Genomic DNA, 19,666 nt, shown 5'->3' on the forward strand with positions numbered 1-19,666 from the left:
GGGAGGTGAAGCGCTGCGACAGCGTGATCAGCTTGCTGAGCTTGCTCAGCGTGGTGAGCGGGCTCAGCGGGCGAGGTGGGCGAACCATCGACCGGCCGCCGTCCAGGACTCGACGAGCCGCAGCGCGGCCCGCGGTGGTTGTCCGGATGGAGCAGCTCACCACGTGGGTGTGGTGGGAGAGCAACTCCCGGATCTCGTCGGTTTCCGGCTGCCGGCGTCGCCCCGTTCGCGGCGGTTCCGCGTTCGGGATGCTCGCTATCGTTCCAGGCACTGGGCGACTTCGCCGACTCCGTGATCGCCGGCATCCTGTGGATCGCAGTCTCCGCCGCCGCGTTCATCTACCTCGCCTGCTCGATGCTCGTCGCGGTATGCCGCGCCACTACGTCTGTGGCGGGGCCGGCGGGCGCTCAGCGCTCCGTGCGGCCTCGGAGGAGCCGCTGTTGCAACTTCCTGGCAAATACAGCAGAGTTGCACTGGTGGGGCGAGGCGATCGAGGGCCGGTGCCGGTCCGGGTTGAGGTGCTGATCGTGGCGGCTCGCGACGCGGCGGTGTACTACCGGCGCGTCGGCGGGGATCTGCCGCGTGATGCTCATCCGGACCTGGTCGCGACCGGGCTGGTCGGCTCGCCGGTGAGCGCTCGGCCGGTGGCTGTGCCGGCCGGGCAGGGCGGCGTCCAGCGCGATGGTCCTCAGCCAGACTGGGCGCCGCCTCCGCTCACGATTCTGCACTCCACGTCGTGGCGCTTCGACGCGGGCCGCGTCGTGTTGACCTACGTCGCGGTGCTGGACGGTGTGCCGGATGCGGATGCGGTACCGCTGGTGTCGCGCGAACTCGCCCACTCGGGTGATCCGAGGGCGCCGAGCCCACCGCACGTCGCCGCTGATGCGGTGGTCGCCCACGCGCTGCGGCACCTGGCCTGGCTGCGCGACACCGACGAGATCGTGGCCGCGGCCCTGGCGAGCGTGCCGGACGTGTGGATGGTCCTGGACGGTTTCGAGCCCGGCCTGGCCGGCGGTATCCCCGCGCCGCACGAGGCGGCCGCGCGCGGCTGACGCTGGCCGGGACTTCTTGGCCTACGGCGGTGGTGTGCCGAGGGCCTGCTCGACGAGCAGGTTGAGCTCGCGGACGAGTTCGTCCATGCTCTGGCCGGTCTGCGAGCGGAGGATGCTGAGAGCGAGCTCGGCGAGCAGGACCTCGGCCGTGAGCGCCCTGCTCGCGCACGACGACGGTGTGCTGGTCGCGCCGCCGGGCTCGGGCAAGACGGTGATGGCCTGTGCGGTGATCGCCGAACGCGCCACGTCCACGCTCGTGCTCGTCGACCGCAAGGCCCTCGCCGAGCAGTGGCGGGCCCAGATCGGGCGGCTCCTCGGCGTGCGCCCCGGGCGACTGGGCGGTGGCCGGACCAAGCTCAGCGGGGTCGTCGACGTCGTCATGCTGCCGTCTCTGGCCCGCCGGGCCGACGTCGCGGAGCTGACCGGCGGCTACGGTCACGTCGTCGTCGACGAATGTCACCACCTGGCGGCGGCCGCGTACGACCACTCCGTCAAGCGAATCGGCGCGCAGTTTTCTGGCTCGGGCTCACCGCCACCCCGGATCGGCGCGACAAGCTGGGCGAGCTCGTCACGTGGCAGCTCGGACCCGTCCGGCACACCATCACGCCCGGCCGGCCCGGAACGCTCGAAGAAGCGCTGGCCGACGTCAGCGGACCGCGGCGCGTGCTCCACGTGCACGAGACCGCATTCCGCCACGACGACCAGGAGCCGTCCGCGGCCGCGGTCCTTGCCGCGGCGCACCGGGCCTTCGCCGCCGACCCGGCACGCAACGCCCAGATCGTCGGCGACCTCACCGCTGCCCTCGGCCGGGGCCGCAACTGTCTCGTGCTGACCCGCCGCGTCGCCCACCTCGATGTGCTGACCGCGTTGCTGGCCGAGCACGGCCAGCAGGCGCTAGTGCTGCAGGGCGGCATGTCGGCCGCCGACCGGAGGGCTGCGGTGCGCCGCCTCGCCGAGGCGAAGGCCGGCGACGGCGTCCTGGTCATCGGCACGACACCGTTCATCGGCGAAGGCTTCGACGCGCCGGCGCTCGACACGTTGTTCCTTGCCGCGCCGATCTCCTTCGACGGTCTCCTCTAGTTCAACCGGCCCGCCCGGCGCTTACGGGACGACGCGGTCGCGGATGCTGTCGAGCACCGCCTCCGCTGCCCATGCGGCTGCGTCGGCGATGTCACGCCGGTCCATGCCGAACTCGCGGCGAAACGTCACCCAGGTCGCTGCGGAGTCGAGGTGGGACAGCGCCACGATGACCGCTCTGCGCTGCGCCGCGTCGAGGGATGGCACCTCGGCGTCCAGCAGCCGCTCGAGGTGCGCCCGGCCGAGCGCCGGCGCCGCGCCGCTCACGCCGCGCATTGCCGTCTCGGCGACGACGTGCGCGAGCTCCGGCCGCGCGTCGTACCGCTGCATCGCGTCGCGGATCGCGAGGGGGATGTCGAAGATCGAGTGCGACTCCTCGCGGACGAACACCGTCGCCTCGATCCACGCTGCGGTCGCCAGCAGCAGATCGACCCGCGTAGGGTAGTTGCGGAACACCGTGCGCTCGGCGATGCCGGCCCGGCGGGCGACGAGCCGGTATGACACGTCGTCGCTGCCGACTTCCTCGATCAGCTCGGCGTAGGCGGCGAGGATCGCCGCTTGCGTGCCGCTCAGCGCCGGGACGGCCATCGACCTGCTCACGGCTCCGCCCACGTCGCGTCGGGCAGCCTCGCGAGCACTGTGCCCACGGCGCGATCGAACGCGTCGCAGATCTCGCCGGCATCCAGGTCGAAGCCCGTGCGCAGCCGCGCCCAGAACATCGCCGACGAGAAGTACAGCAGGGATGCCGCGACCCGCCGCCGATCCCGCCGGTTGAGCGTCGAAGCCGACACGTCGAGCATCGCCTCGATCGCACGCGTGATGTAGGCGGGCTCGGCGTCGAGCGTCAGCGAGATCGTAGACGCCCGTGCGCCGACGAATGCGTACGCCGGCGACGCGTCGAAGGCGCGGAAGCGCTCGTGCACGGCAGCGCGGAAATCGGCCACCGTCACGAACGGCGGCAGGGGGAAATGGGTCTGCTCAATCCAGTTCGACAGTGCGGCGAGCAGGTGCGCACGCGTGGGGTACTGGCGGTAAACCGTGCGCTCCGAGATGCCGACCTCGTCGGCGAGGGCGCGATAGGAGATGTCGTCGAACGTGTGCTCACGCAGCAGAACCGCCGCGCTCGCCAGAATCGCGGTCGCGGTGTCGACCGGCTCCTCCTTGACTTCCTCCCCACGGCTGAGGCCGGGGGACTCCCGTGGCTGAGACGCGTTCACGCCGCTCGCCGTTCGGGTGGTTGGCGCTTCGCAGACCGCCTATCGGCGAGGTCTCCACGCCCTGTGACCGCAAGCCCTGCGGCCAGCACGTTCTTCGCCGCGTTGACGTCGGCGTTGTCCCTGTGGCCGCAGCCGGTGCACGCAAACTCCGCTTGGCTCTTGCGGGAATCGGCGTCGACCAGGTTGCAGCGGGAGCACCGCTGAGACGTGTACGCGGGGTTGACCTTGACAACGGTCGCGCCGTGGTAACGCGCCGAGTGTTCCAGCCTGAGCAGGAACCGGCCCCAGCCCTTGCCGAGGATGGCCCGGTTCAGGCCCGCCTTCTGGCGCACGTTGCGGCCCGGGGCCGCAACGGTACCCTTCGCCGAGGCCGTCATGGTGCGGGTGTGCAGGTCCTCGACCGCCACCTGTTCGTGGTTGCGGACGAGTTGCACGGCGGTCTGTGCGGCGAAGTCGGTCCGGCGTGCCCGGATGCGGGCGTTGAGCCGCCCCAGCTTGGCGCGGGTGGCGTCACGTCGCGTCGACCGCCGGCTGCGGCCGTGGGTGCGCAGCGACCGGGACAGGGACTGCTGAAGCCGCTCGAGTCGCTTCGCCTCGCCTGCCGTGACGAACTCCCGGTTGTACGTCTCGCCGTCAGATGTCGCCGAGCACCCTCCGCCGGTACTTCGGGCACCACACGACGTGGAAGGCGCACTGGAACACGATGTTGCTGTTCGACCGCAGAGTGACAGCCACAAGGACAGCACATGGCTGCGCGCTCTCTGCTGTCCGCCGGGGGACGATGCGCTAACCCCACGGATGAATCCGGGGGCCCGCGCGCTACGCATTTTGATCACGTTCCCCTGCCTCGATCAGTCGCCCAGTGCGGGGGGCCGGTGACTTCCGGCGGAAGCACGTAGCGATCGGAATCGTCGAGCGTGAGCGCCAGCGACGAGACGTACTGCACCTGGCCGTGCGCCCCTCGCTGGGCCGAGGCCAGCATATCCGGTCGCTCGAACATATATCCGGTGACATGGCAGCGGAGCCGCTCGCCCGAGGGGTTGCCGTGCTCGTCGAATAGGGGAGAGTCGATGCCGTCGGAGCGGCGGCGGAGGTAGTAGCGCCCCCGCGTGGCGAGGGCCATGATCGGCGTGGCGATGAACGCGACGCCGATCGCGATGAGCACCGAGAACGGCTTGACGGCGGTGCCGAGCAGCCCGGCGAACGCGAGCAGCGAAAGCACCGAGGCGAGCCCCACCGACACGAGCCCCACCGGGTTCCAGTCGTGCAGCATGCCACGGCGGAATTCCGGGAAGCGCGGCGAGATGCGCAGCACCCACTTGTTGATCGCGATATCGGTGGCGATCGTCACGAGCCACGCCATGACGACGTTCGCGTACAGGCTCAGGACGAAGGAGATGAGGGTGAAGACGTCCAGCATCATGAGCGCGTACGCGATCACAAGGTTGAGCAGCACGAAGATCGTGCGACCCGGGTAGTGCTTTGCGACCCGGGTGAAGACGTTCGACCAGGCGAGCGAGCCCGAATACGCGTTCGTCACGTTGATCTTCACCTGCGCGACCACGATGAGCACGAGGGCGAGGGCGATTGCGAGCCAGTCGGGGAACAGGGTCTGGTACATGCCGACGAACTGCTTGACCGGTTCGGTCGCGGAGTGCCCGAGGGTGGGATCGACCTTCACGAGGACGTAGACAGCGAGAAACACCCCGATCATCTGCTTGGTGCTGCTGAAGATGACCCAGCCCGGGCCGGACAATGCGAACGACGTCCACCACGAGCGGGCGTTCGACGGCGTGCGCGGCGGCATGGCGCGGATGTAGTCGATCTGCTCCGCCAGCTGCGGGGTGAGGGCGAAGCACACGGCCGCGCTTGAGACAACGGCGCCGAAACTGATCGAGCCGTCGGATTTGCCGTTGAACGACGTGAAGGCGCGCACTGACTCGGGGTCGGAGACGATGATCCACAGCAGCGGCAGCAGGGCGAGGGCGAGCCACAGGGGCGTGGTCCAGAAATGCAGGCGCTCCAGCGCACGCATGCCGTAGATGACGATCGGGATCACGACCACGGTCGAGATGAGATAGCCGAGCCACAGCGGCGTCCCCGTCGCCACCTGCAGCCCTTGCGCCATGATGGCGCCCTCCAAGGCAAAGAAGATGCAGGTGAAGCCCGCGAAGACCACGGTTGTGATGATCGAGCCGTAGTAGCCGAACCCCGAGCCACGGGCGATGAGGTCGAGGTCGAGGTTGTAGCGGGCGGCGTAGTAGGCGACGGGTACGCCCACGATGACGATGATGACCGACGCGAACAGGATGCCGAGCATGGCGTTGGCGGTACCGTGGTCGATGCCGATGGTCGCGCCGATCGAGAAATCGGCGAGGAACGCGATGGACCCGAGGGCTGTCGCGCCGACGGAGGCCGCGCTCCAGCGCCGGAAGGTGCGCGGCACATATCGGAAGGCATAGTCCTCGAGGCTGTCCTCCGCGGCCGCGCGCGCGTTGCCTGTCCTGCTCACAGTGGCATCCCCTCACGCGCCGGGCGTGGGGCATCTTCCGGGTTCGTTGTTTCGAAAGCGTTGCAGGCCCGGAAACCGGTAATGTCGGCTCAGATCGCCATGGCGGCTCGCACGGTGGAGATGGCTGCCGAGCCCCCCTCGTCGGTCTGGGTGACGAAGCCCGAGGCGAGCACGACGTAACGCTCAGCGGCCTCGAGGGCGAAGCCGATGTGCTGCTCGACGAGCAGCACGTTGATGCCCTCGCCGGCCAGTTGCACGATGGTGCGCTCGATCTCGGCGACGATCGTGGGCTGGATGCCCTCGGTCGGCTCGTCAAGGATGAGTAGCTTCGGCTCGGTGATGAGGGCGCGGGCGATCGCGAGCTGCTGGCGCTGCCCGCCCGAGAGCAGGCCTGCCTTCCGGGCTGCGAACTGCTCCAACGCGGGGAAGCGAGCCAGCTGCGCGTCGATGAGGGCCTTGCCGCCCCGGCGTCCGTCGGCGACGAGCTGCAGATTCTCGAGCGTGGTGAGCTGCCCGAACGCCTGCTGACCCTGCGGCACGTACGCCATGCCGCGAGCGACGCGCTTGTTGGGGGCGAGCGACGCGATGTCTTCGCCGTCGAAGAATACGCGGCCCTTCGTCGGCTTGATGAGCCCGATCGCGACACGCAGCAGCGTCGTCTTGCCGGCGCCGTTGTGGCCGAGCACGGCCACGACCTTCCCGGCCGGCACCGTCACCCCGTGCAGCACCCGCGTGCGTCCGTAGCCGGCCTCGATGTCGGTGAGTTCAAGCATGTCGGTCCTCCTCCTGCTGCTGCGTCCCGGCTGCCACTTCCGGCGAGCCTGCGAGCCCGACGGCTGCCGCTTCGGGCACGACCGACATCGCGGCCGTGGTCGCGGCGCCCGCAGTGCCGAGGTAGACCTCCTGCACCTTGGGGTCGGCCTGCACCTCGGCCACCGTGCCGTGCGAGAGCACCTTGCCCTGGTGCAGCACCGTCACGCGCGTGGCAAAGCGGCGCATGAAGTCCATGTCGTGCTCGACCACCAGCACAATGCGCTTCGCCGCGACGCGCTGCAGGAGCTCGCCGGTCGCGGTCCGCTCGTCCTGGCTCATGCCGGCGACTGGTTCGTCGAGCAGCAGCACCCTGGCGTCCTGCACGAGCAGCATCGCGATCTCCAGCCACTGCTTCTGGCCGTGCGACAGGATGCCGGCCGGCGTGGCGAGCTCGCCAGCGAGTCCTGTCTCCTCCAGCGCCTGCACGATCGACGGGTCGACGCCACGCCGGGTCCGTAGCAGCGAGGCCCAGTGGCGGTGGCGTCCGGCGGCGATGTCGAGATTCTGCAGCACCGAGAGCTCGTTGAAGACGCTGGCGGTCTGGAACGTGCGGCCGACCCCGAGTCGGACGATCTTGTGTACCGGCCTGCCGAGCAGCTCCTGCTCGCCGAGCCTCGCCGACCCGGTGGCCGCAGAGAGCCCCGTGATGGCGTCGATGCAGGTCGTCTTGCCGGCGCCGTTCGGGCCGATGAGGAACCGGACCTCGCCAGGGTGCGCGTCGAAGGAGACGCCGCCGACCGCGACGAAGCCCGAGAACTCGACGTGGAGGTCCGTGACGACGAGCGAGGCGTCGGTCACGACCTCGCCTCCTCGAGCTGCAGGGTGGCGGTCGTCGCCGCGGGCTGTTCGCCCGGGCCCCGTCGCGCTGCGGTAAACCTGGCCAGCACCGACGACAGTCCTTTCGGCAGGAAGAGGATGACGACGATGAACAGCAGGCCGATGATGTAGGTCCAGCCGTCGGGCCAGGTGGAGCCGAGGCTCGACTGCCCCCAGCCGACCGCCATCGCGCCGAGCGCGGGGCCGAAGAGCGAGGCGCGGCCGCCGAAGGCAACGCCCGCGATCATGAGGATCGAGGCGGCAGCACCGATCTCGGCCGGCGTGATGATGCCGACGATGGGCACGAACATCGCTCCGCCGATGCTTGCCATCAGCGCTGCGACGACGAAGGCGACGAGCTTGATGTTGGCCGGGTCGTAGCCGAGGAAGCGCACGCGCTCCTCGGCGTCCCGGGTGGCGACGAGGAGCTCACCGAAGCGGCTGCGGTAGAGCTGCCACACCACGAGCAGGCACACGACGAGCAGCGCGGCCGTGATGAGGTACACCATGTTCCTGTTCGCCGGGTCCTTCAGCACGAAACCGAAGAAGTACTTGAAGTCGCTGAGCCCGGTGTCGCCGCCGGTCTCGCGGATTGTGGAGCTGATCAGGGTGGCGAGCGCGACGGCGAGCGCCTGCGTCAGGATCGCGAAGTAGGCGCCCTTCACGCGGCGCTTGAACAGCGCGTAGCCGAGGATGCCGGCCGCGATCACCGGGAGCAGCACGATCGCCAGCAGGGTGAACGCAGCGCTGCGGAACGGCTCCCAGAACGCCGGGAGCGGCGCGAGCGGGTCGTAGAGCACCATGAACCCCGGGACCCCGTCACCGGCGGTCTCCAGCGTGAGGTGCATGGCCATCGCGTAGGCACCGAGGGCGAAGAACACCCCCTGCCCCATCACGAGCATCCCGCCTCGGCCCCACGCCAGGCCGATGCCGACGGCGGCCATCGCCCAGCAGCAGTACTTGCCGAGGTTGCCGAGCCAGTGATCGGTGAGCACGAGGGGAGCGACCGCGAGGAGCAGGACGGCGAACACCCCGATGCCGACGAGGGAAAGCTGTGGCTTCAGTTTGGTCATACCAGACTCCTGGTTCGCACCGTGAACAGGCCCTGCGGGCGCACCTGCAGGAAGACGATCACGAGGATGAAGGCAAACACCTGCGCGAGGCTGCCGGTCGTCCAGTAGGCGAAGCACGAGAGGACGACGCCCACCGCCCACGCGGCGACGATGGTGCCCTTGAGCTGGCCGATGCCGCCGGCGGCGACGACGAGAAAGGCCGGGATGATGTACTGCGCGCCCATCTGGGAGTTCGTACCGCCGATGAGCGACGCGGCCACTCCGGCGACCCCGGCCAGCCCCGACCCGACGAAGAAGGTCAGGCGGTCGACGGTGCGGGTGGAGATCCCCGCGGTCTCGGCGAGGTCCCGGTTCTGCACGGTCGCCCGGATGCGGCGGCCGAACGAGGTGTACTTGAGCCAGGCCGCCAGCGCGGCGACGCAGACGGTCGCGAGCAGGATGGTGAACACCTGCCGCAGCGGCCAGTCGTAGCCAAGGATGGTCAACTGCCCGTCGAGCCAGCCTGGCTTCTTCACCGGGACGCCCTGGGACGGGAAGATCTGCAGCGCCGCCTGTTGCAGGATCAGGCTGACACCGACCGTGACGAGCAGGGTGTCGAGGGGCCTGCGATACATCCATTGGATGATGCTGACCTCCAGCAGGAGGCCGAACAGTCCGGCGACGACGAACGCGACCGGCAGCGCGACCGGGATCGACAGATCGCTGGAGTCGATGACCTGCTGGACGAGGTAGGCGGTGAAGGCGCCGATCATGAGGAACTCGCCGTGGGCCATGTTGATCACGCCCATCTGACCGAACGTGAGCGAGAGGCCGAGCGCGGCGAGCAGGAGCAGCGCACCCTGTGCGCTGCCGTTCAGCAGCGGTGGGATCAATGCGTCCACGTGCTCTCGCTCTCTGTGCGGAGGGGGATTCGGTTCCGGGTACGCGGGGTTGCCTGCCGCAGCGACACGCAACCCCGCGTCCGTGCAGGGGGTGGGGCGATCAGCCCGCGGCTTTCACGAGCTGGTCGCGGACGTTCGCCGGGAACCAGTCGTAGCCGGTCAGGAACGGGTCGGGCTTGATGAACTTGTCGGAGGACCAGACGATGTCGAACTGGTTGCTGGCGTTGATCCGGCCGATGTGACCCGGCTTTGAGATGTGGTGGTTCTCGCCGTCGAGCGTGACGGTGCCCTCCGGCGCGGCGAACGTGATGGCGTTCTTCTTCGCTGCGGCGTTCACCGCGTCGACGTCGAACGAGCCGGCCGCCTCGACGAGGGCCTTGTACAGGTACAGCGAGATGTAGGCGGCCTCCATCGGGTCGGAGGTGACGCCGCTGCTCTTGGGGTAGGCCTTCCAGCTGTCGATGAACTTCGGGTTGGTGTCGGTCTTGAGCGACTGGAAGTAGTTCCAGGACGCGTAGTGGCCGGTGACCTCGTGGCCCATGGCCGGCGCCTCCTCCTCGGCGATCGACACCGAGATGATCGGCGTCGTCGCCGCGGTGAGCCCGGCGTCGTAGTAGGCCTTGATGAAGCCGACGTTCGACGAGCCGTTGATGGTGTTGAAGATGAAGTCGGGCTTGGCCGCCTTGATTTTCGCCACCTGGGTGGTCCAGTCGTCCTTGTCGAGGGGTACGTACTCCTCACCGACGATCTCGATGCCAAGCTTGGCCGCGTAGAGCTTGATGATCGCGTTCGCGGTGCGCGGGAAGACGTAGTCGCTGCCGGCGAGGAACAGCCTCTTCACCCCCTTGGAGGCGAGGAAGTCCATCGCCGGGATGATCTGCTGGTTGGTGGTCGCACCGGTGTAGTAGATGTTCGGCGACGCCTCAAGGCCCTCGTACTGCACCGGGTAGAAGAAGAGGCCGTTGTTCTTCTCGACGACCGGCTTGACGGCCTTGCGGGAGGACGAGGTCCAGCCGCCGAAGATCGCGCCTACGCAGTCCTGGGTGAGCAGCTTCTCGGTCTTCTCCGCGAAGGTGGGCCAATCGGTGGCGCCGTCTTCCTGGATGTACTGGATCTTCTTTCCGAGGATGCCGCCGCCGGCGTTGATCTCGTCGGCGGCCATGTGCAGCACGTTGGAGACGGTCTTCTCGGAGATCGCCATGCCGCCGGTGAGGGAGTTGAGGAAGCCGAGCTTGATGGTGTTGCCGGAGGTATCGACGCAACTGGGTCCGGCCGACTTGCTGCCGGACGTTTCGTCGCCGGCGCGGGCGCCGCAGCCGGCGAGCACGAGGGCGACGGCCGTCGCGAAGGCGCCCGTGGCGACAAGCGTGCGCAGCCGCTTGCTGGTGGTGGACATATGCGGGAACTCCGTTCCTGGTCAAGGAGGCGTGACGCCGGGGTCGCGGCACAGCGGATGGTGCGGATGTTCATGTCCCGGGCCGAGCCGCCGGCGTCCCAAGCGCCCAGCCCGGTATCGCCAAACGAGGTGCAGCCGGCTGCTGCAGGTGAGAGCAGATTGGCCTCGTGTCATTACTCTGACATTTCTCGATCGTTCCAACTATGTAACCGCCGCCCGGCAGAGCTGCGCTGGCCTCGAAAACGCACGGAAAATCGCAGAAGGGCGATGTCAGAGTTCTGTCGCGCCCGAGATGGGGGGTGGAATGATGGCACACTTCTGACATCTGGGAGGGGCGATGCGTTGCATCCCGCCGAGACGGTGTTGCGCGATCGGCGGGCGGCCCAGGACGCGATGCACTTCCGTCCTGCTCGATCGGTTCCGGCGGAACCTTCGCCGCGCCGCCGGCCGCAACGTCCAGTACTTCGGCCGCGTCGAGCCACAGCGTCGCCTCGCCCCGCACGCCCGCTTCGCCATGCGCCGCACCATCACCCGCGGTGGCCACCCACCGACGTCATCCGCTACCCGGACCACAACGCACTCGTCTGGGATGCCGAAGCGAAGCAGTACCCTCGACCCTCAGACCCGGACGCCGCTCCCAACTAAGTCTGGCAGTCACAAGGCTGTTGTGACCGCAGCCGTTAGTTGGCCACGTTGGCCAAAGGCGACCTGGTGCGACGGGGCGTCTGCAGCGGTTAGTTGGCCACGATTGCAAGGGTTAGTTGGCCACCCCCGCGGCTGGTTCGGAACCCGATGACCTTGCCGTTGTCGAGCTGGCGGTCTGTGCGTACAGCACGACGAGTAGTCCGGCGACGCGGTCCGGCAATGGCAGCGTGTTGTCGTGCAGGAGACGGCGGGTCAGGTCCCACCGGTATGCGTGATCGATCCGGCTCTGAGGGCCAGTCCACTGCTGCGCCCGCAACGTCACCGTGCATAGTCGTTGCCGGTACGCCCAGCGCAGGAAGGCGCCCAGCCAGACCGGACCGGCGACCTGCCGTCCGGTCAGCCACCGGCTGACATCGGCTTCGGACAGCGTCGCCAGTGAGCTTCCCTCGGCGCGGACGGCGCGCAGGACGGCAACTGCTGTAGTGGCATGGCTGTGCAGCCGCCTGGCCCGTTCGACGGTCACTGGTCGTTGCGGGGTGGTTCGAGCCCGCAAGCGGTGCAGCAGGTGCCAGTGGACGTATCGGTGTACGACGAGGCGGTCGTCCGGGTCACTGACCGCGGCGACAGTGTGGCAGACCCATTGTTCGAGGCGGTGCAGATGCTCGTCGCGGTCGGGCAGCACGCCGGAGGCAACCAGCACGCCGCAGACGTACCGGACGACTTTGGTGTCAGCGACGTCGTCGAGGCCGGCGTGGGTGATGGGCACTGACCCGTTGGCGAGGGCCTGCAGCAGCGTCCGGCCGGCCGGACGGCGCAGGAGCCAGCTGCGGATGCTCTGCGGCCGATCAGCTGTACGCCACCAGGCAAGCAGCGGCAGCAGTTCCGGCCGGACGCCGCGACCGGTGGTGAGTAACTGCCGGGCGAGCGTGTTGAGGCGACAGGCCCGGCGCAGCGCGCCCGCGGCGGCGCCGCGCTGTCCGCACCCCGGGCAGCGGTGCCATCGCCGCGCCGGCAACCCGGAACCGGCTACCGTGCACGACGCGCACCGTGGATCGTCTGGTGTGCCGCTGTGTACCGGGCAGTACCTCGCAGCATCGGCGTGGCCGGCCTGTGCACGCTCGGCAGCGTAGCCATCCAGTTAGCCTCGACCGCTTGCACGGCGCGGTTTGCCCACACAGCGCACAGACGCCGACGGCGATCGGTGCGCAGGACGAACACTTCGGCCCGTCGGCCGTGCGCACATTCACCCCGACGGGTGCGGCCACACCGCACGCACGGCTCGCCTCGGCCCGGTTCCCGGCTACGGCACGACCCGCCGACCGGCCCGCCGCCAACGTCACGGGCGCTCACCGCCCGGACCACACCGCACCGCACGCATGACACAGCGCGGACCTGCCGGTCACAGCGCGGGCAGATCCGTGCCCCTTCATGCCATTTCTTCAGCGGCACCACCCGCCCACAGCGGGGACAGGCCGGCCGTGCGACACCTGCAACATCGGCCTCGATCAGCGCATCCACGAACCGTGGGACCGCCCACATCGCTGCGGCCGCACCATCCCCGCACAGCACCGCCCTATTGGCGAGAACCGCGTCGACTAACGCCTGCTGCACCGATGGCCGCACCGCCGCCCGACGGGCCGCGTCGATGACCGTCGACGCATCCACCAACGGGAGCTCGAGGCCCACGGCCAGCGGTAGCGCGGCCAGGCGGCGCCCGTCCGGTCCGGACGGGCGCCGCCGGCGTTGATCAGCAGCGCGTGCAGGGAGAGTCCTTGCGGACGCTCCAGGTGAAGGTGGTGCTGCCCAGGCTGCCGAATCCGTCGTTGGCGGTGACCGTGACGTTGTAGGAGCCGATTTGGGTGAGCGTGCCGCTGATCCGGCCGGTCCCGGGGTCGATGGTCAGCCCGGGCGGTAGGTTGACCGCCGCCCAGGTGTACGAGTAACTGCCGCCGGTGGCCTGCATCTGCAGCCCCCCGTTGTCCCCCTTGAGCGAGCTCTGGGTGCCCGGGTTGGTGACCGTCACCGTGCTGGGATTCGGGCCGGTGGGCGGAATTTCCGGAAACGAGCAGGTCAGCGATACCTGCTGCGACGCGATCGATCTGGTGATGTACTCCGGTTCGCCCGAGCGGTACTGGACGGTGGCGGTCGCTCGACCCGAGTAGAAGCCCGAGTCGCAGAGCGTGTTCGGGGTGGTGACGCCGAGCGCGACCACGGGGATCGAGGTGCCGTCGGTCCACAGCGTCGTCCGGCCGTTCACGGTCGTGCCGGCGCCGCCGCTCGTCCCGTGGTACAGCAGCTCCACCGTGAGGTCGACGCGCCGCACCGCGCCGTCGCACGCGACCGTCGCGGTGTAGTTGACGATGTTGTTGGCCGCTTTCCACGGCACGCTGTCCGGCAGGACGTACCAGCAGTAGTGGCCGTCGGGGGTCGCGGCGGCGGCCGGCGTGCCGAGGCCGAGGGACGCGATGGACATGGCCGCTGCGGCCACGGTCAGCAACAGGCGGGACCTGTTGCGACGCAAGAGCATCACACTCATCGATGCATGTTCGCACGGACGAGTCGGGAGCGGCAATGGCCTCGTACAGCTGACGGGAAGGGGGGCGACGCCCTCGATGTCGGTGTGCACGTCGAGGACGACCGGGCGGCCTCGTCGACGGCATCGGCATCCAGCTCGGCAACGACCCGCGCCGCGACCCCGCCGCCGGTGAGATCCCCGACGTCCCCGCCCCGGCGGATGCCCGCCCGAGCAAGCGGCGCCGCAAGCCGCGCAGCACCGTCTTCGACGACCACGGCCCAGCCGCGGTGACCACCGACGCGTCATGACGAGCCCGCCCAGGCAGCTGCCGCGCAGCCTCGACCCGCTGCCTGGCGAGGTCCTGCCCGGCTACCTGCTCCGCCTCGCTCACCGCGTTGAGCGCAGTCCCCGCCGGCTGCTCGAACTGGCCGGCCTGCACGGACCCCGGGCGACCGTCGTCCGGCTCGGCCCAGTCACCCACCTCGACCCGGCCACCGCCCACCGCTTCACAGCCCTGGCCGGCCTGGACGCCGACGAGGTCGCCGCGCTCTGCCTGTCCGCACTGACCAGCCGCCGGGCCCCGCTGCAGCTAACCTTCCTCGGTCGCCGCCGAGACCCCACCCGCCTGGAAACGATGTCGGCGGTTGTCGCGACCGCCGCGTTGGGCGACGCAGGACGCTCAGCTGTACGGCTGGCGGCGCTGGAACGTCTCGGCGTTGCGCGATGCGGCCATCAGCGTCCCGGACCTGGTCTGGACACTGCATTGCCGGTCGCTGCCGAGCTGCGGTCGCTGCCGCATGGGCTGGCACGTGGCGGCGCTGTAGCGGTCGCGGGGTTGGGCCCCGCGGACACGTCGCTGCTTTTGCTGTTGCTCGGCGCGGCGTCGAAGGCCGGCCCGTGGTGCGCACTGGTTGGGCTGCCCACGATCAACCCGGCCGCTGCCGCGGGAGCAGGCATCGACCTTGGTCGGCTGGCGCTCGTCCCAGATCCAGGTAGCGAGTGGAGCACCGTCGTCGCGGCGCTGCTTGACGGTGTCGACGTCGTGGCGGTGGTCGCGTCGCAGGTGTGCAGTGCCGCGAGGTGTCGATCGTGGCATCGGGCCGCGGTGCCGCCGCCCGTCCGCGACGCGCGACAGTGTGGCTACCGCGGCTGTCTGGGTTGTACGCCGAGCGCCGCAGTCGGCGGCATGCGCAGCCTGCAGGCAATGACCGCATCCGGCCGACGGTGCTCGACTATGACCTACATCGATGGATTATCGAAATTTCGACGGATCGATCGACGACACCTCCTGAGCAGCCTGCAAGCCACCGCAGGTCGAAAAGAAATCGGCCGAACGGCCACCCGGATCTCCTATAACATCGACGCCCATGGACGTCCTGCCGTACCCATTCCACAGGAGGAAGACGTTGCAGAACAACGCAAAGCGGTGGCGACTGCGACTTGTCACGCTGGTCACGCTGATGGCTGGGCTCGTCGGGGGAGTGACGCTGGTGGCACCCGGCGCGGCGTCCGCCGACACGGCGACCCTGGGCCGACAACCACTCGGGCCGGCGTCGTACATTCTGCAATTTGCGATCACAAATGACACAGGCGCTTCGGAGAACGGCTGGCGGATGGAGTTCGATCTGCCCCCGGGCGAGTATGTCCAGGGGCTGTTCGCGTTCAGCATCCGGGTCACCCGGACGGGTCAGCACTTCGTCCTCGAAAACGCGTACCCGGGCGTGTACGGCCCGGGCACCTCCGTCAACGGCAGCATCGCCATCATCGGTCTCAGCTGGCCGCTCAACTGCGTCACCCGCGGCACGCCGTGCACCATCAGCGCGTAGCCGGCGCTGATACCTGACGGGAGGTGGGCCTCGCGCGCGACGCGGGGCCCTACCCGTCTCCGGCCCGCGACGGAGCGCGGCTGAGCACCGTCGCGGGTCAGAGCGCGGCTCTGGACCGCCGAAATCGCGGTCCGATGGACCGTTCAGCCCATCGACGAGTAGCGGATTCCCGCCCGGGCGCGGACAGTTGCCGGCCCGAGCCGCCCGCCTTCGCCCCCCGGGCCTCCAGCCGGGGCGAAGGCGTGCTTCGAGGTCCGGGCTCCCCGACCGCCGGGCTCCGGCTGGAGGTCGACCAATCCGTTACATGCCGGGTCTCGAATCCCTGGTGTCACACCACTCGACGAAAGGGACCTCCGATGACATGAGGACGCCGGGGAGGGTGCCGCCGGACCGCAACGGCCGCACCAACCGCCAGTTGTGAGGCGTTTGCTTGTGCTGGGGCTACCTGGCGCCGTTGCGTTATCTGATCGGGTGACGCAGTGAGCCCGGTTCCCATGGCTGGCTCAGATGGCGGTGGCGAGCTCGGTGAACGCTGTGGCGACTCGGAACCCGGACGGTGCGTCGAGCCCGAGTTCGTAGTGTCCGCGTCGGAGGTTCTGCTTGAAGGCGTGTCCGGCGATGATTGGCGGAGACGAGCACGTCGATGACCTGGCCGTCTTGGTCGACGGCGCGATGCACGTACCGCCAGACACCGTTGACCTTGATGTAGGTTTCGTCGACGAACCATCTGTCGCCGGGCGCATGCCGGCAGAACCGGGCCGCAGTCAGCAGCGGCGTGAATCGTTGCGCCCACCGGAAGATCGTGACGTGGTCGACGGCGGACAGCCGCAAAGCCCGATCGGGTTCATGCGCCGTGACCAGGGCAGACGCCACTATCGGTACCCGCAACGTCACGCGGTGGCGTACCGTCGTAGTCGGCAAGCAACGGCGGCGGTAGCGGACCCTTGATCCGCCGCCCTGAGCTGCGCTCCTCCCAGGCGTGAGCGAGGATTCCCACTGCGCGGGAGAGCACGAACAGCCCACGGGCCAGCTCGGGCTCGAAGCCGAGCTCCCCGTAGATCACCGCGGTGGCACCATCGATGTTCATCGGCACAGGACGCGATCGGTGCTCGTTGAGCTGGCGTTCGATCTCCTGGGCGGCACGCAGGTGCCTGCCCGCCAGATGTCCCGCGGTCACGTGCTCGGCCACCGCGGTGAGCAGCGGACCGCGGCGTGGGTCGTGTGGATGAAAGCGGTGTCCAAATCCGGGCACGTGGGCATTGCGGGCCCGGAAATCGGCGAGCAGATCGGTGACCGCCTCCGCGAGAGGCACGTCGGACCGGGCGACCAGCACGTCGAGTATCTCCAGGCATTGCTGGCCCGCTCCGCCGTGCACGTCGCCGAGCAGGTTCACGCCGGTGGCCACCGCTGTGTTGAGCCCCACCCCGCAGGTGGCGGCCATCCGCGCGGCCGCGATCGAGGGGGCCTGTGGACCGTGGTCCACGGCGGCCACCAGGGCCATTTCCAGGAGTTCGGCCTGCGGCGCGGACGGTAGCTCGCCCCGGAGCATCAGGTAGGCCGTGGCGGGGAAGGACACCGAGCCGATCAGCTGCTCGATGGGATAGCCGCGGAGCCGGATCACGCCGGGCTCGATGTCGGTGACGGCGGTCGACCACCAAGCGGTGGTGTCCGCGATGCTGACCCGGGCGTGCGCCGCCTTACGTGCGTTCGTCATAGCGCCTTCTCCTCTCGCAGCCTGGTGACGTCGGCGGCGGTGAACCCGAACTCGGCAAGTACGGCGTCGGTGTGCTCGCCGAGCCGTGGCGGCCGGCCGGGAATCCGCACCGGGGACCCGTCGACGTGGGTGGGCAGACCGACGAGCTTGAGATTCCCGCCCTCAGCCGCGGGGGAGGCGACCTCAGCGACCAGTCGGCGATGCGTGACCTGGCGGGAGGCCAGCGCCTCGGGGACCGACATCACGCGCGCCGCCGGCACTCCGGTTGTGGCTAGCATTTCGTCCCACTCCCGGGCGGTCCGCTCGCGCAGGCTGACCTCGAGCTGCTGGCGGAGGGCGTCCCGGTGGCGCTTTCGGTGCTCTCGCGTGCGGAACCGCGGGTCGTCGAGCAGTTCCTCACGGCCGAGGACGGAGCAGAGCTCCTCGAACTGTTCTTGGCGGTTGGCGGCGATGTTGAGCATGCCGTCGGCGGTTGTGAACGTCCCGGACGGGGCTGAGGTGGGATTCTCGTTGCCCATCGGTAAGGGCTCATGGCTGCCGATCAGGTGGTTGGAGACCACCCATCCCATGGTGCTGATCGCGGCGTCGAGCATGCTCACGTCGAGGAACGAGCCCTGACCGGTCCGTTGCTTGCGAACGAGCGCAGACACCACCGCGAACGCGGCGGCGAGACCGCCGATCGAGTCGCACACCGGGTAGCCGACCCGAAGGGGGGCGGTCTCCGGCGTTCCGGTGACACTCATGATGCCGGACAGCCCCTGGATGATCTGGTCGTAGGCCGGTCGCCGGCTGTCCGGGCCGGTCGCGCCGAATCCGGACACCGCGCAGTAGACAAGACCGGGATTCAACTCGCGCAGCCGCTCCCAGCCGAAGCCGAGCCGTTCCAGCACTCCGGGCCGGAAGTTCTCGACCAGGACGTCGGACTGTGCCAGCATCCGCTCGAGGACCTCCCGGCCGCTCTGGCTCTTGAGGTTTACGGTGACCGAGCGCTTTCCGGCATTCTGAGCCAGGAACGAGATGCCGAGCCCCTGCCGGGACAATTCGGCGTCGGCGCCCAGTTGGCGGGCCAGGTCACCGGTGTCCGGCACCTCGATCTTGATGACGTCCGCGCCCAGCAGGGCGAGCTGGTAGCCCGCGAAGGGGCCGGCGAGCACGTTGGTCAGGTCCAGCACGCGGACCCCGGAGAGCAGGGGTGCACCGGTCACAGAAATGCCTCCACACTGCCCAGCCCTTGATCGCTGATCCTGCGCGCGGCGGTCACCACGGTGTCGACGTACATCGCGATGCGGTCGGCGGTGAATCGCGAGGTGGGGCCGCTGACCGACAAGGCGGCGAGCATCCGGCCGTCGTGGGCCATGATCGGGGCGGCCACCGCCGAGGCTCCGAGCTCGCGTTCACCGTGGCTGACGGCGTATCCGGTCTCGCGTGTCGATGCGACGGTGCGGATCAAAGGTTCCAGGTCGAGGCCTTCGGCACCGGCGAGTCGCTCCAGCAACTCGTTCGGGGCGCCGGCGAGCAGCACGCGCGCCGTCGCGCCGCACAAAAGCGGCATCGGTACGCCGAGCGGCACGACGCTGCGCACCGTCGCGGTGCCCTCCTCCTGGGCGATCGAGACCCGCTCCATTCCCTGGCGCACATACACGTTGACGGTCTCACCGCATTTGTCGACGAGTTCACGCATCACCGCGCGGGTGTGGTCGGAGACGTCCCACAGCGAGGCCGCCAGATGCGCCCACCTGAGGAAAACGGGGCCCGGCGCGTAGGTCGTCTCGCTCGTTCGGAGCAGCAGGCCGCGGGCCTCAAGGGTCGAGCAGACACGGACCACGGTCGTCTTCGGCAGGCCGGTGGCGGCCACCAGATCGCGGAGCGTGCGGATGGGGTGTGTGGTGTCGAAGAGCGTCAGCACGTCGATGGCGCGGGTGATGCTGCGCACCCCGCCGTCGTGCGGTTCCGTCTCGTCGGACCGGGCCATTACGCCTCCTGGAGCAACTGTGTGACGGTTCGACCATACCGTCAGATGGTCCGGCTGCGTCAATACCGCCAAAATGCGGCTGCACTGGGGGCCAAAAACCATCTCTCGGTCTAAGGGGTTCACAGAGTGGTTCGGCTGAGTTAGCGTGACGGCACTC

The 19,666-nt window shown here is 69.1% G+C and carries 18 protein-coding genes and 5 pseudogenes; 6 read left to right on the plus strand and 17 right to left on the minus strand.

What is annotated here, in order from left to right; all coding sequences use genetic code 11:
- Positions 1–500 precede the first annotated feature (500 nt).
- Entirely contained in the window at positions 501–1,052 is a 552-nt protein-coding gene (locus IEZ31_RS57290; protein ID WP_229836625.1) for a hypothetical protein, read from the plus strand.
- Between the two features lie 21 nt (positions 1,053–1,073).
- On the opposite strand, the gene IEZ31_RS57295 is transcribed toward IEZ31_RS57290, so the two are convergent.
- Complete coding sequence (locus IEZ31_RS57295; RefSeq protein WP_229836627.1) at positions 1,074–1,304, minus strand: hypothetical protein; 231 nt, start codon at positions 1,302–1,304, stop codon at positions 1,074–1,076.
- Here IEZ31_RS57295 and IEZ31_RS59575 point away from each other — a divergent pair.
- On the plus strand, positions 1,231–1,884 hold the full coding sequence (locus IEZ31_RS59575; RefSeq protein ID WP_373294774.1) for a DEAD/DEAH box helicase: 654 nt from the start codon (positions 1,231–1,233) through the stop codon (positions 1,882–1,884). The two genes, IEZ31_RS57295 and IEZ31_RS59575, sit on opposite strands and share 74 nt — an antisense overlap.
- Positions 1,885–1,907: 23 nt before the next feature.
- Positions 1,908–2,132 (plus strand): P-loop NTPase family protein, encoded by a 225-nt coding sequence (locus IEZ31_RS59580; protein WP_373294775.1) that lies wholly within the window; start codon positions 1,908–1,910, stop codon positions 2,130–2,132.
- A gap of 21 nt (positions 2,133–2,153) precedes the next feature.
- Here IEZ31_RS59580 and IEZ31_RS42795 read toward each other — a convergent pair whose 3' ends face one another.
- The 12 genes and pseudogenes from IEZ31_RS42795 to IEZ31_RS42850 all read right to left on the minus strand — a co-directional run bounded on the left by IEZ31_RS42795 (position 2,154) and on the right by IEZ31_RS42850 (position 14,018).
- Complete coding sequence (locus IEZ31_RS42795; RefSeq protein WP_229836630.1) at positions 2,154–2,729, minus strand: TetR/AcrR family transcriptional regulator; 576 nt, start codon at positions 2,727–2,729, stop codon at positions 2,154–2,156.
- Positions 2,726–3,346 (minus strand): TetR/AcrR family transcriptional regulator, encoded by a 621-nt coding sequence (locus IEZ31_RS42800; protein WP_190255867.1) that lies wholly within the window; start codon positions 3,344–3,346, stop codon positions 2,726–2,728. Before IEZ31_RS42800 ends, IEZ31_RS42795 begins: the two co-directional genes overlap by 4 nt.
- A pseudogene (locus IEZ31_RS42805) lies at positions 3,343–3,945 on the minus strand (RNA-guided endonuclease InsQ/TnpB family protein); the annotation flags it as partial. The gene IEZ31_RS42800 and the pseudogene IEZ31_RS42805, both read right to left, overlap by 4 nt.
- A 43-nt stretch (positions 3,946–3,988) precedes the next feature.
- Positions 3,989–4,081 (minus strand): annotated as a pseudogene (locus IEZ31_RS42810) (IS200/IS605 family transposase); the annotation flags it as partial.
- A 97-nt stretch (positions 4,082–4,178) separates the two neighbouring features.
- Positions 4,179–5,858, minus strand: coding sequence for a purine-cytosine permease family protein (locus tag IEZ31_RS42815; RefSeq protein WP_190255868.1), 1,680 nt, complete (start codon positions 5,856–5,858; stop codon positions 4,179–4,181).
- 89 nt (positions 5,859–5,947) lie between these two features.
- Complete coding sequence (locus tag IEZ31_RS42820; RefSeq protein WP_190255869.1) at positions 5,948–6,631, minus strand: ATP-binding cassette domain-containing protein; 684 nt, start codon at positions 6,629–6,631, stop codon at positions 5,948–5,950.
- A complete protein-coding gene (gene urtD / locus IEZ31_RS42825; RefSeq protein WP_190255870.1) occupies positions 6,624–7,469 on the minus strand; it encodes an urea ABC transporter ATP-binding protein UrtD in 846 nt (281 codons plus the stop codon). The genes IEZ31_RS42820 and urtD overlap by 8 nt, the downstream gene beginning before the upstream one ends.
- Positions 7,466–8,560 carry an urea ABC transporter permease subunit UrtC gene (gene urtC / locus IEZ31_RS42830; RefSeq protein ID WP_190255871.1) on the minus strand — a complete coding sequence of 365 codons (1,095 nt, stop codon included), beginning with the start codon at positions 8,558–8,560 and terminating at the stop codon, positions 7,466–7,468. Before urtC ends, urtD begins: the two co-directional genes overlap by 4 nt.
- Positions 8,557–9,441 (minus strand): urea ABC transporter permease subunit UrtB, encoded by an 885-nt coding sequence (gene urtB, locus IEZ31_RS42835; protein WP_190255872.1) that lies wholly within the window; start codon positions 9,439–9,441, stop codon positions 8,557–8,559. The genes urtC and urtB overlap by 4 nt, the downstream gene beginning before the upstream one ends.
- Before the next feature lie 100 nt (positions 9,442–9,541).
- Positions 9,542–10,837, minus strand: a complete 1,296-nt coding sequence (urtA, locus tag IEZ31_RS42840) for an urea ABC transporter substrate-binding protein (protein ID WP_190255873.1) — start codon at positions 10,835–10,837, stop codon at positions 9,542–9,544.
- Positions 10,838–11,594: 757 nt separating this feature from the next.
- Entirely contained in the window at positions 11,595–12,497 is a 903-nt protein-coding gene (locus IEZ31_RS42845) for a hypothetical protein (protein ID WP_190255874.1), read from the minus strand.
- 732 nt (positions 12,498–13,229) lie between these two features.
- Positions 13,230–14,018, minus strand: coding sequence for an Ig domain-containing protein (locus IEZ31_RS42850; protein WP_190255875.1), 789 nt, complete (start codon positions 14,016–14,018; stop codon positions 13,230–13,232).
- Between the two features lie 283 nt (positions 14,019–14,301).
- Between IEZ31_RS42850 and IEZ31_RS59585 the strand changes: the two are divergent.
- The 3 genes and pseudogenes from IEZ31_RS59585 to IEZ31_RS42855 form a co-directional block, all read left to right on the plus strand.
- Positions 14,302–14,574 (plus strand): annotated as a pseudogene (locus IEZ31_RS59585) (TniQ family protein); the annotation flags it as partial.
- Between the two features lie 258 nt (positions 14,575–14,832).
- Positions 14,833–15,024: pseudogene (locus IEZ31_RS60385) on the plus strand (ImuA'/RecA-like NTPase); the annotation flags it as partial.
- Between the two features lie 340 nt (positions 15,025–15,364).
- Complete coding sequence (locus IEZ31_RS42855) at positions 15,365–15,823, plus strand: hypothetical protein (RefSeq protein ID WP_190255876.1); 459 nt, start codon at positions 15,365–15,367, stop codon at positions 15,821–15,823.
- Positions 15,824–16,326: 503 nt separating this feature from the next.
- Here the strand turns inward: IEZ31_RS42855 and IEZ31_RS42860 are convergent.
- The 4 genes and pseudogenes from IEZ31_RS42860 to IEZ31_RS42875 form a co-directional block, all read right to left on the minus strand.
- Positions 16,327–16,639: pseudogene (locus tag IEZ31_RS42860) on the minus strand (DDE-type integrase/transposase/recombinase); the annotation flags it as partial.
- A 28-nt stretch (positions 16,640–16,667) separates the two neighbouring features.
- Positions 16,668–17,537, minus strand: a complete 870-nt coding sequence (locus IEZ31_RS42865) for a citryl-CoA lyase (protein ID WP_190255877.1) — start codon at positions 17,535–17,537, stop codon at positions 16,668–16,670.
- On the minus strand, positions 17,534–18,742 hold the full coding sequence (locus tag IEZ31_RS42870) for a CaiB/BaiF CoA transferase family protein (RefSeq protein ID WP_268241739.1): 1,209 nt from the start codon (positions 18,740–18,742) through the stop codon (positions 17,534–17,536). Before IEZ31_RS42870 ends, IEZ31_RS42865 begins: the two co-directional genes overlap by 4 nt.
- The gene (locus IEZ31_RS42875) at positions 18,739–19,509 is read right to left on the minus strand and encodes an IclR family transcriptional regulator (RefSeq protein WP_190255878.1); all 771 of its coding nucleotides are present in this window, start codon (positions 19,507–19,509) and stop codon (positions 18,739–18,741) included. Before IEZ31_RS42875 ends, IEZ31_RS42870 begins: the two co-directional genes overlap by 4 nt.
- Between the last annotated feature and the right edge of the window lie 157 nt (positions 19,510–19,666).

It is taken from the genome of Dactylosporangium sucinum (assembly GCF_014647515.1).
Lineage (GTDB): Bacteria > Actinomycetota > Actinomycetes > Mycobacteriales > Micromonosporaceae > Dactylosporangium > Dactylosporangium sucinum.